Raw genomic sequence first — 11,465 nt, forward strand, 5'->3', positions numbered from 1 at the left:
CGCAGTACGGAGCCTGCCCAAGGCAGGATAAATAGAGTTAAACCCAACCAAAGAGTTGCGCAGAACGTTAAGACACGACAGATAAGATCGACTTGCTGAAAATCTGAAGATCCCTGTGGCTCACCAAGAAGCCGGGTAAGAGATAAGAACAGCAAGAGCACATCTCATAATGGCCCGGGTGGATACGCCCAAACTGAGAGGCCGGATATAAGCGTGCAATCTACTTCTATCGAGCCAAAACGGTCTTGCAACAAACGGGTGGGTCCATATAAGGTATCTACCCGAAGGGTAGTTGCCGACCCGATAATCTCAGGCCGACAACTCACTGGCCTTAACTCGCCTTCAAGTGCCAACTCTCACTGAGCGTATTGCTCAGATGCAGCTGCGCATCAGCCAATTCCGACTCAGTCTCAGCCGCATCAAACGCGACCATCGCCTCAACCATGCGCTCAATATCCGTGGCGTAGGCTTGCACCTCTTCCATTTCAATCGCATCCAAAGTTGCACTGTCGGCAAACCAGTCATCAACTTTGATAGAACCAGCCTCTGACCTGAAACTGACGATCAGGTCATCGTCGCGCTGTGTCAGCCAGAGGTCGCCTTGGTCGAAGTTCTCTATCGCAAGTATATCGAACCCCTCGGGATCTCCCGAGCGCAGGATCTGATCATCGCCATCACCAGCACGGTAGAGGTAGGTATCGTTGCCCCGCCCACCCTCGAGCTGATCGTTGCCGACGCCGCCGATCAAAGTATCCATGCCCTCATCCCCGAAAAGCTGATCGTTCCCAGACTCACCCTCAATGAGGTCATTACCCCGACCACCATCCAAAAAGTCACTCTGGCTACCGCCAAAAAGCTGATCATTGCCGCGCTCGCCATAGAGTGTGTCCGCGCCAGCGTTACCCTTTAAAAGGTCATCCTCGGCTCCGCCAAACAGTTGGTCTTCACCCAACCCACCGGTCAACTGATCTTGCCCGGCACCGCCGTCCAACCGATCATTGCCCGCATCACCAAAAAGCTGATCGGCACCTTGTTCGCCGTAAAGGTGATCATCTCCACTGCCGCCAAACACTAGATCATTGCCAGCTTGGGCCGAAATTCTATCGGTGGAGTTTAACCCTTGAATAAAGTCATCCCCTTGGGTGGTCTGCATCGTCAGATCAGCAATTTCGTTTAATCCGAGCGTTGAGCCATCGGCGAAGCGAAACTGATCCACCGCGGTCTCGCTAATTCGATCGCCATCAAAATAGCCGTCAAGCAGCATGCTCTCAGCATTGCGGTTGTGGCTGATAAAGAGGTCATCGCCGAGCCGGTTGATTTGCAACTTTTTCTGACTGATATTCGTATCAAACTCAATCCTGTCGAAACCTATATTGTCGGTGTTCTGCACACGATCGTGCCCCATACCCACACTGAACCGATAACAATCATCTCCACTGCCGCCATTGATAAGGTCATTGCCTTCTCCACCATCAAGGAGATCATCTCCGGCTTCACCAAAGAGTTGGTCATCACCTCCTCCACCCTGTATGCGGTCATTACCGCCGGCAGCATGAACAGTATCGTTGCCAGAGCCCGCATCTATCGTGTCGTCAGACTCAAAGCCGTAAACCAGATCATCGCCATTGCTGATGCCGAAGGCTTTGATCAGGTCCATCAACGCCAAGGGTGGTGTGTCGGGGAGGTCATCCTCAAAGGTGAGCCACTCAATTTGGTTATCGGACGCGGTCAGATTTTGGTACGCCTTACGGATAAGAACGCCATCGTTGGTGGGTTCGCCAAACTCATCCAACAGTTGTACCAAAATATCTTCGCCCTGTTCACCGGTTCGAATGAGCTGCAGAGATTCGGGCCCTACCCCCGCCCCAAAACTGAGTGTATCGCTACCGGAGTGCTCGAATATTTCGTCCTGACCGTCACCGCGCTCGAAGAGATAGGTGTCATCACCGGCGCCGCCGTAAAGCTGGTCATCACCCTTTTGTCCGCTAAATTGATCGCCTTGTTCGGTGCCATAGAGTTGATCAACGCCGTCAGTCGCAATCTGCTCAATACGTTCAATCACCTGCACTAGAGAGAGTTCGGTGCCATCTGCAAAGGCGAGGGTTTCTATTGCACCCTCCGCTACTGAACCATCGAAGTCGAACAAGTTCTGTAGCACAATTTGATCCGTTGTCGGATTACCAAACTCATCCAAACGCGTGATGATTAGCTCAGATGCTGTGCGTGTGATCTGCAGGTTTTCAGCACTGATTCCCTCCCCAAATTTCAGTGTATCGGCCCCAGCACGGTCGTAGATCGCGTCCGCCCCATCACCTAGTTCAAAGATATAGGTATCGTCGCCCGCCCCACCGGCGATCTGATCATCACCGGCTTGGGCATTGATAAGGTCTGCTTCATCACTACCCTTCACTAGGTCATCGCCCGCTGTGCCCTCTACCAGGTTAGATGCGAGTAATAGCATCAGAGCAGGCGCTGCGGCGACTTCACGAGCAGCGGCGGTGTAGGTTGAGGAGAAAGCCCCCAAATCCTCGAGCAGCTCGTGCGCTGTGATTACTCGAGCGATATCACCCTGATTCACTAGTGTTTCGAGCGCAGCAATGAATGGGGCCATATCAGGAGCAAACGAGAGTGACTCTGCGTCCCAGCGCACCCCTATCTGATCAAATAGATCGGCTTGGCTGGTCTGCGCTTCTAGCTGTGCAAAGACAAAGTCAGCGAACTGCTGATACTGTGCAATCAAAACTGGCGCCGCTCGCCCGTGAGGATTGGGATCGCGCTCGCCCCAGCACCAGGTGCCGAGATACTCTTGGCCTACAAGCTCCTCCAGTGTTTCTAGCTGCCTCGCATCCATGACATGGCCGTAGATCCGCGTTGCGTCACGGCTATTCGGGTCGACATCAGCAACCCCAGCCCACTGATAAATAAGTGCGTCGATCATCCCTCGACGTTCGTCCACGCTCACTGTCGCGACATATTCTGAAACGAGACCCGCCAGCACCGAGTCGCGCGCCATCGCCTGATCAAGATTGTGCAGATTACCGAAGCCTTGAGCAGTCGGTAGCGCCGCTATCTCAGGCGATAGATCCAGCCGTTGAACCGTTTGTGTTAGACCCGTATTGGATTGAAACCAGACATCGTTTGCGGCAACTTCGGTGCCATCAGCGAGGGTGGCAGTGCCAGCTTGAAGCGTGCGATTACCGTTAACATCGAGGGCGTTGGTGGACTCATACCCCGTTCCAATCGCAGAAACACCAGCCTCATCTAGCGTGAATAGTTCGTCTGCCTGCGACACACCATCTTGGTTAACGTCGCGCCATACGCGCAAGTCCGCGTAGCGTTCGTCATCAGCATCGATAACCCCATCAGCGTTCGAATCGAACTCCGCTAGAGCCTCAAAGCCATTGGCAGCATCGGTTCCGTCACTGAGTTCAGTGTTGTTACCAAAGAGTTCCGCGCCGGAGTCGATAACACCATCGCCGTTGCGATCTATTGCCAGCAAACCGTCATCAGATGCGGCCCAAGCAGTTTTCTCAGCCAAGCCGTTACCGTCATGGTCAAAGTAAACGCCGTTCCTAAGGGTAGTTGTTTCAACACCATCGCCGTCTAGGTCGATGATGATTGGCGACGTGATCGTTTCAGCGTTAGCGAAGGTGGGTTGCTGGTCGTAGACGTCGTGAGCAGCGAATTCCCATTCAAAAGGATCGTCACCATCAATAGGGACATAACTAATAGTCGCACTGACATCGAACCAGTCTTTTATACCAATGCCCAGGCTTACAACTGCTTGCTCAGAGTCAGGCGGGGCAAAAGAAAGCACAATCGGAGAACCGCTTGGAGTGCCAAAAAATTCAGTGCTAACGACCGAGTCAAATTCTACCCCCCAGTCTTTTATCTCCCATACTCCAGATATCTGAGCTTCATAGCCTACCGAAAGCCCTGTTCCAACAGCAACCTCACCACTGAACGTGCCATCATCATTCGCGCGCAATCCAATCGATACGCTTTTGTTGAAAAAAGTAAACGTAATTGAATATGTATCCATGTTTTACCATCCTTGGTTTTGGGTTTTATTTTTCGATAATAAAGAAACCGATCTTCTCCTTTATTGTTCTCCGGCTCTGATCATCCTTGACCAGAACGTAAAAGAAGAGAGACATGTACATACTGCCCAAAGACAAGACAGCTGGCATGAAACTGAACAAGAGCGGCAGTGTCACAAACAGATAATGTTTTCCTGTGCCATCGGGAACATGAATAACCTCATCAGCCACGTACGCTAAAGATATCAAACCTATTGCCGTACCAGTGTTCCAAAAGAATGTAGTCGTTTTCATACTCGAAGTCCCTTTGCTCACCGCTCCCTCAAACTCTCATTCCGATACCGCATCAGCGGATCGAAAACATAATCAATCACGCGACGCTTCCCAGTTCGTATTTCAGCTGTCACGCCCATCCCCGGCATCAGCGCGACAATCCGATTATCAATCTCTATTTCGCGACTGTTCAGCGCTATGCGTGCTTTGTAAATCAGCCCCGTGTCTGTTTGAGTTGCGTCGGGAGAAAGGTCTAATACCTCGCCATGTAGCACGCCGTATTTTGTAAACGGGAAGGTTTCTAGCTTTATTTCTGTTTGATCACCTCGCTCGACGTAGCCAATATCTCTATTGGCCAACCAGGCCTCAATCTCAAGCTGTTCGTCCTGAGGAACAATGGTCATCAACTCTTCACTCGCACTTATCACCGCATCGACAGAGAACACCTTGAGATCCTTTACCCGACCGCCAGTAGGCGCCCTTATTTCAAGCTTAGACCGTCTCTGCAGTAGTTGGGTCCGAATTTGTTCCTGACTTGCGATGGCACTTCGGTATTGTTCAATCGCTGCATACTTTTCTGCTTTGGCTTCATTGATATAGGCCGCGAGCTCACTCTCACGCGCTTGAATCTCTGCCTTCAACTGGCGCTGCTGTAGCGCAGAAGCACGACGTTGATGCTGCAGATCGATCAATCGTTCTCGCTGTTCAAGCAAGGCTATACGTGATGCGTGTTTTTGAGCTTGTAGCATTTCGAGGGCATCCACTTTTTCTTGAACGATCGGTTCGAGTGCAGTCAATCGAGCGAGGGTTTGAGCGGCACTCTCTTGCGCAGCAACACGTTCAGCAATCGAGCGTTGCATCTGGAGTACACGCTGCTGATAGGCACCAAAACTGCGCTCAAGCTGACGATCACCCCCTGCCGGAATCAGATCGCCTTGTTCATTTAGGTTGATATAGTCGAGTAGTTTCTGTTCGCGAGATTCGAGTTGTTGGAGTCGCTCAATCTCAATTCGGGTGCGTTCTAACTCGGAATTGATTAGCTTGGGTGATAGACGCAGAAGTGGCTCCCCCTCTTTTACGGTTTCACCTTCAATAACCAAAATTTCACTAACCACACCTGCTTCTGCAGACTGCACCGGTCGCACCTGGCCCAACGGAATAATCTTCCCCTCGGCCCGGGCAACGATATCGATCTCAGCCAAATAAGCCCAAGCGCAGAGCAGCACCAACAACGTAATGATTGTGCCTGCGGTATAGTGCGAGGCTGGATGGGCGGCGCTCTCCCTCACCTCCAAAGCGGCAGGCAAAAAGTCAGAAATATGTTCATTTTTGTTTTTACGCACAGCGCACCTCCTTGTGACTGTAGCCCTCGGTTTGCAGGTGCCAGAGGTCTGCGTAAAGCCCGTCTCTGCCAAGCAGTTCCTTATGCGTCCCTCGATCAATAATTTGCCCTTTATCCAGCACCAGAATTTGATCGCAATCACGCACTGACGCTAGCCGATGAGCGACGATTAACAACGTTCGATTGGCACCAATTTGATGCAGGTTTCGCTGGATCAGCGCTTCAGATTCGTAATCGAGCGCGCTGGTGGCCTCATCCATGATCAGGACTGCCGGATTCGCGATAAGCGCTCGAGCGATGGCAATGCGTTGACGCTGACCACCCGATAGGTTGCATCCACCCTCACCTACTGAATAATCGAAACCCTGAGGTAGACGTCCGATAAACTCGGTAGCGCCCGACAGCTCTGCCGCTCTCAGCACTTCCGTTTGAGTCGCTGTTGGCCGAGTGATCGCGATATTGTCTCGGATGCTGCCATCAAAGAGTCGACTCTCTTGAAGGACAACGCCAACATTTCGTCGAAGCCAATTTAGGTCCGCTTGCGCGATATCTTGGCCATCCACGAGGACTCGACCCGACTCGGGACGATAGATGCGCTGCAGCAGTTTAGTCAGCGTACTCTTACCCGAGCCCGAGCGGCCAATAATCCCTATTTTCTGACCGGCGGCAGCGTTAAAACTAAGTGACTCTAAGACTTTGCTAGTTTCAGACCCATAACGAAATGAAACCCCTTCAAAGCTGACAAAGCCGCCCGGGCGCAACGCAGGCGCTCCAGTCACAGCCTGCTCTGCCGGAGTATTCAGAAGCTCAGCTAAACGACGCATACTGATACCGGCCTGCTGGAACTCCTGCCATAATTGCACCAGTTTCAATATGGGGGCCGAGACCCGTCCGGCCAGCATGTTAAAGGCTACCAACTCGCCCACCGTCAACATGCCATCAATGACTAAATGAGCTCCGAAAAAGACAATTCCTAACGTGGTAAGTTTGTTTATCAGTTGCGCACTCTGATTGGCGATATTATTCAAATTCGCTGCTTTAAAGCTCGCTTTTACATAGCCCGCTAGCTGCTCCTCCCAGCGACGCTGAAACTGATTCTCTAGCGATAAGGCTTTCACTGTTTCAATACCGCTGACTGACTCAACTAGCAGCGCCTGGTTCGCCGCCCCGCGCTGGAAACTTTGATCTAAACGGCGACGCAGAACCGGCGTAATCAGTATCGATAGCAAGATATAAAACGGGATCGCCGCAGCCACGACCGCAGTGAGTAGCGGACTGTAGAGATACATCACGCCGAAGAATACAAAGGTGAAGCTAAGATCAACAATCAGGGTTAGAGCCGTACCCGTAATGAAATTGCGAATAGTTTCCAGTTCTCGAACACGTGCAACGCTCTGGCCAACCTGACGCGCCTCAAAATAGGCTTGTGGTAGTCGTAAAAGATGCTGATAAAGTTTAGCTCCAAGCTCCACATCCACGCGGTTGGCAGTGTGTGCGAACAGATAGTTACGGAGCCCGCCCATCACAGCATCAAATAGCGCCAGCGCCAGAAAACCAACAGCCAACACCTCCAGCGTCGTAAAACCGCGATGGACCAACACCTTATCCATCACGAGTTGGAAAAAAAGCGGTGTCATCAACGCAAAGAGCTGTAGGAAAAACGATAGAACCACCACCTCGGCAAAGAGGTGCTTGTAGCGTTTCAAAGCGGGAATAAACCAACTGAAACCGAAGCTATCGCTTGTAGCCTGAGCGGCATTCTTTCGCAGAACTATCCAGCTATCGACGTTTAAACTCTTGAGTTCATCGACAGTCACAGTCTTAGTATCTGCGGTTTCCGGGAAGTAGCCCAAAAACTCCTGATCAGAACGTCTGCGCAGAATCGTGAAAAACTGACCTGTTGACGACTGTCCAATTATCGGCAGCAGTGATTGTTCGATTTTTTCGATATCGATTTGCGCTGGTTTTGCAGACATGCCGAGTGTTTTTGCCGCGCGAATCAGCTCATCGCTATTGAGCGAGCGGTCTGCCAGCGCAAAACGGTTGAACAGCTGCTCAGTGTCGACCGCACCCGAGTGCAGCCGCGCAATCGCAGCAAGAGAGAGTAGACCTGTATCCTTGGTCATCGCACCACACCATCCTTGTGAGTTCCTTTAAAGGTCTAGCACAGGGATTGGAGTGGCGCTAAAAATCGAGCGAGATTTCGTTCTTAAGTATTACTTTGAGCAGACTGCAGCACCGACCTGCTCCCAGTCATCATCGTTCTGAATTTTAAGCACATCAAAGACTTGCACAGTCGCAGGGCGCACACCGTGCTTATCCAGAATCTGGCAGACGCGGCGAGCATCACCATCATGGTTTTGTCCCTCAAAGATCACACCAACGCCCAGTAGGTGGCCCTTCTCCCACCATACAGGGCGTGCAGGAAAAGTCGGATCCTGAGCTAGTTCGGCTTCAACCTTCGCCCGCGTCTCCAGCGATACCTCTTTCTTGTTCACCTCAATGTAATAGGTCACCCCGATGGAGAGGATAATGAGGATTAGAATCATTAGGCGTTTATTCATGGGGAGTACCGGTGAGTTTAAGTGTTTGCCGAATTGTAGAGAAAACGGGTTCCGTTCGCATCCCGACCAACGTTGCAGCTTTTCGGAATGCGTGAGACAAAACGTACGTTTTGACGTACGTTGTATTTTGATCTACCCTGAAGACGTATAACTGGGAGAAATATATGGACGGAATTAGTGCTACTGAAGCTCGCGGAAACCTCTACCGATTGATCGACGAAACCGCCGAGCACCACCGCCCAGTCAAAATTCAGGGAAAGCGCAACAGTGCTGTGTTGATCTCGGAAGAGGATTGGAACGCAGTCCAAGAGACCCTTTACCTCCTGTCTATACCAGGCATGCGCGAGTCTATCCGCGAGGGTATGTCAGACGATACGTCGAACTGTGATGAGACGCTCGACTGGTGATGTACAGACTGCTTTACACCAAGCAAGCCCAGAAAGATGCGAAGAAGCTCAGCTCAAGTGGTCTTCGGCCTAAAGCACAACAGTTGCTCGATCTTATAGCCAACGATCCTTACCAGAATCCTCCACCCTTCGAGCGATTGATTGGTGATCTTGCAGGAGCAATTTCCCGAAGAATAAATATCCAACACCGATTGGTCTACCAGGTTTTGGAAACCGAGAGGTGCGTGAAAGTTCTGAGGCTGTGGACGCATTACCAGTAATGGCAAAGTGCCAAAGGGGTCAGACCCGTTTAAGTCACTTTTGCCGCAAGATGTCTATTCGAGGCTGCCTGCCTACCGACCTGAGCGCCAATCGACGGCCCACCATCTGCTCGATCTGAGAGATAAAACCAGAATCTCCCATGGGTAGGCCCTGGCTCGTGGTATCGCGAATATGCTTGACCACCTCTCGCGTCAATGTTTCTTGAAAAAGTGCCTGATAAGTTTGCGCTCGGCCGGTAGAGTTGGAGCCGAGCCTTAAAAAGGCCTCATGGGGTGTAACCAGTTCTGAGGGACAAAAACCAGCATTAAACTTATAGCTGGACCACGGGTAATGCGATGGATCTGAGACCATTTTGGCGCGAACTGGGTTCAACTCTATATAGCGATAACAACTGAGCAAATACTTATCGGTGCCCACCAACGCTGTTTTGTAGCGTCCTGACCAGAGTGGTCCGCAGCGACCATACAACCGATTAATCCGTTGCACATAAATCTGTGTCAGTCGCTTCATGGCAGGTGACAAGTCATCTGCTTGTGCAGGAGTAAGAAGAAGGTGAATATGATTTGTCATGAGACAGTAGGCATGAACGCTAAGGTCAAATAACCCAGAGACCTCGCGCAGTAGCTCCAGATACAGCAGATAGTCTTCAGCAGTGAAGAAGGTAGCCGCACGATCGACACCGCGCTGAACGACATGTACTGCCATACCGTCGATCAAAATCCTAGGTTTCCTTGGCATAGGTACTCCATCAACTCCGTTTGATGATGTTTTAACACTAGACCAAAAAAGAGAAGGCCGCATATAGCGACCCTCCTATAACGTCTCGTGACATTTGTCCCATAAAGGGGTCTGACCCCTTTAAGCTAGATCACGCTAAATTAGCTGAAAACTGGGTCTGACCCCGATTTTCCTTACAGCCGGCCAAGTACCTCCGCTGCACCAATTAACGGCAGCAATTTCAGTACAACTTGATCGAGCACGCCGTCATCAGCAATAGCTATTTTTTTCGCTTTGCGTTCTCTCCAAGACAAGGTCTGAACGAGACTAGCTGTCACTACCGAGGGCTTCTCGAGCCCATTAACGGGCACTTCTATTGGGCCTCCGCGGACACTGGTGCTAATTGGACAACAGATCAATAGTCCTGTTTGCTGGTTGTACACCTTGGAGGATAAAACCAAGGCCGGCCGATACTTGCCGATCTCCTTCCCTTTTGTTGGCTCAAAATCCAGCCAAATAATATCGTTCCGCTCCGGCACGTAGCTTCTACCCATCACTCGCCCCACTCACTGCTAAGTGGAGCCGCAACAGCGTCAGCATGTGCAGTATTCTCGTCAAGGCCCGCTAGAAGTTCGGCCTCTGAGTAGGGCAGCTTTAATCTGGTAATAGTGGAATCCAAAGGCTCAATAATGATCTTTCCATTGTCTACCTGTATGTCGATTGTACTGTGAACGGACAGTCCCAGTTCGGCTAGGACGCTGGCTGGGATACGTACCGCGGCACTGTTACCCCATTTGTTGATCTGCGACTGCATAACTCGACCTCAAACGATATCTACTATGTAGATACCTAGTCTACCATTTGCTCGATCTGTGTAAACACTGTAGATACAAAAAAACCTAGCGTCTCTGCAAGGGCTTGATATTCGGTCGAGATATCAGATCAAGCTAAATAAGCCAAAGACTGGGTCCGACCACGATTTTCTCTGCCCCCCCCGATTTTCTCTAGTCTAAAAAAGAGAAGGCCGCCTAAAGCGACCCTCCCACAACGTCTCGTGACATTTGTCCCATAAAGGGGTCTGACCCCTTTAGGTTTGGTTTAAAAAAGAGAAGGCCGCCTAAAGCGACCCTCCCACAACGTCTCGTGACATTTGTCCCATAAAGGGGTCTGACCCCTTTAGGTTTGGTTCTGACCTCTTAAGGTTCAAGGCGCTACGCGCCATGCCTGGCGCACAAAAGAGAAGGCCGCATAAAGCGACCCTCCCACAACGTCTCGTGACATTTGTCCCATAAAGGGGTCTGACCCCTTTCGCATTTGCCCCCTTTCGCATTCGACCCCTTTAGGTTACTCCCGGTTAGAACGGACAGCGCGCTGCGTCGATATCGCCCTGACTACAATCGTAAGTCCACGACAGATTACCTGCGCTTGTTGCGTTAGCTTGGAAGTAGAATGACTCGTCGGTCGCATCTGGGTCTGTTCCGTTCGATTCAGCGTTTATGAATTCGAAATCACCACCGGATGCATCTAGGTTGGTTGCTGTAACGTCGCCCGAAAGATAAGTACCCTGTAAGGTGGTGGTATAGCCTGCAGCCGAAACAACTCCCGCCAAGGTGCCGTTCTGTGACCAGAATTCTTCTATAATAATTTTGTTTTGACCAAAAATTGATCCGGCCTCAGCCAACTTAGACCGAATCGTATAATTCTGATAAGCCGGCAAAGCAATCGCGGCCAAAATCCCAATAATCGCCACAACGATCATCAATTCAATGAGCGTAAAGCCCTTCTGCATCTGTTTCTTCATGATATTCTCCAGCGAGTAATTTTCTCTCACTGCAGCTACGACGTCCTGCCGAACCACAGC

10 protein-coding genes and 1 pseudogene are annotated in these 11,465 nt (G+C 51.0%); 2 read left to right on the forward strand and 9 right to left on the reverse strand.

Going from position 1 to position 11,465, the window contains the following annotated elements:
- Nucleotides 1-331 precede the first annotated feature (331 nt).
- The 5 genes from AC1WNR_RS11025 to AC1WNR_RS11045 form a co-directional block, all read right to left on the reverse strand.
- Entirely contained in the window at nt 332-4,042 is a 3,711-nt protein-coding gene (locus AC1WNR_RS11025; protein ID WP_481644539.1) for a calcium-binding protein, read from the reverse strand.
- 25 nt (nt 4,043-4,067) lie between these two features.
- A complete protein-coding gene (locus AC1WNR_RS11030; protein ID WP_481644540.1) occupies nt 4,068-4,334 on the reverse strand; it encodes a hypothetical protein in 267 nt (88 codons plus the stop codon).
- Nucleotides 4,335-4,351: 17 nt separating this feature from the next.
- Entirely contained in the window at nt 4,352-5,656 is a 1,305-nt protein-coding gene (locus AC1WNR_RS11035; protein ID WP_481644541.1) for an HlyD family type I secretion periplasmic adaptor subunit, read from the reverse strand.
- The gene (locus AC1WNR_RS11040; RefSeq protein WP_481644542.1) at nt 5,649-7,781 is read right to left on the reverse strand and encodes a type I secretion system permease/ATPase; all 2,133 of its coding nucleotides are present in this window, start codon (nt 7,779-7,781) and stop codon (nt 5,649-5,651) included. The genes AC1WNR_RS11035 and AC1WNR_RS11040 overlap by 8 nt, the downstream gene beginning before the upstream one ends.
- 90 nt (nt 7,782-7,871) lie before the next feature.
- Nucleotides 7,872-8,219, reverse strand: a complete 348-nt coding sequence (locus AC1WNR_RS11045) for a hypothetical protein (protein WP_481644543.1) — start codon at nt 8,217-8,219, stop codon at nt 7,872-7,874.
- Nucleotides 8,220-8,383: 164 nt separating this feature from the next.
- Here AC1WNR_RS11045 and AC1WNR_RS11050 point away from each other — a divergent pair, with 164 nt between their 5' ends.
- Together AC1WNR_RS11050 and AC1WNR_RS11055 are read left to right on the forward strand one after the other, a co-directional pair.
- Nucleotides 8,384-8,626 (forward strand): type II toxin-antitoxin system Phd/YefM family antitoxin, encoded by a 243-nt coding sequence (locus AC1WNR_RS11050; protein ID WP_481644544.1) that lies wholly within the window; start codon nt 8,384-8,386, stop codon nt 8,624-8,626.
- A complete protein-coding gene (locus tag AC1WNR_RS11055) occupies nt 8,626-8,886 on the forward strand; it encodes a Txe/YoeB family addiction module toxin (protein ID WP_481644545.1) in 261 nt (86 codons plus the stop codon). The genes AC1WNR_RS11050 and AC1WNR_RS11055 overlap by 1 nt, the downstream gene beginning before the upstream one ends.
- A 34-nt stretch (nt 8,887-8,920) precedes the next feature.
- On the opposite strand, the gene AC1WNR_RS11060 is transcribed toward AC1WNR_RS11055, so the two are convergent.
- The 4 genes and pseudogenes from AC1WNR_RS11060 to AC1WNR_RS11075 all read right to left on the reverse strand — a co-directional run.
- Nucleotides 8,921-9,604 carry a transposase gene (locus tag AC1WNR_RS11060; protein ID WP_481644546.1) on the reverse strand — a complete coding sequence of 228 codons (684 nt, stop codon included), beginning with the start codon at nt 9,602-9,604 and terminating at the stop codon, nt 8,921-8,923.
- A gap of 194 nt (nt 9,605-9,798) precedes the next feature.
- Nucleotides 9,799-10,158: a type II toxin-antitoxin system PemK/MazF family toxin gene (locus tag AC1WNR_RS11065; RefSeq protein ID WP_481644547.1), complete on the reverse strand. Its 360-nt coding sequence runs from the start codon at nt 10,156-10,158 to the stop codon at nt 9,799-9,801.
- Nucleotides 10,158-10,418: an AbrB/MazE/SpoVT family DNA-binding domain-containing protein gene (locus AC1WNR_RS11070; protein ID WP_481644548.1), complete on the reverse strand. Its 261-nt coding sequence runs from the start codon at nt 10,416-10,418 to the stop codon at nt 10,158-10,160. Before AC1WNR_RS11070 ends, AC1WNR_RS11065 begins: the two co-directional genes overlap by 1 nt.
- Nucleotides 10,419-11,296: 878 nt before the next feature.
- Nucleotides 11,297-11,405 (reverse strand): annotated as a pseudogene (locus AC1WNR_RS11075) (prepilin-type N-terminal cleavage/methylation domain-containing protein); the annotation flags it as partial.
- Between the last annotated feature and the right edge of the window lie 60 nt (nt 11,406-11,465).

It is taken from the genome of Marinobacterium marisflavi, from assembly GCF_982447095.1.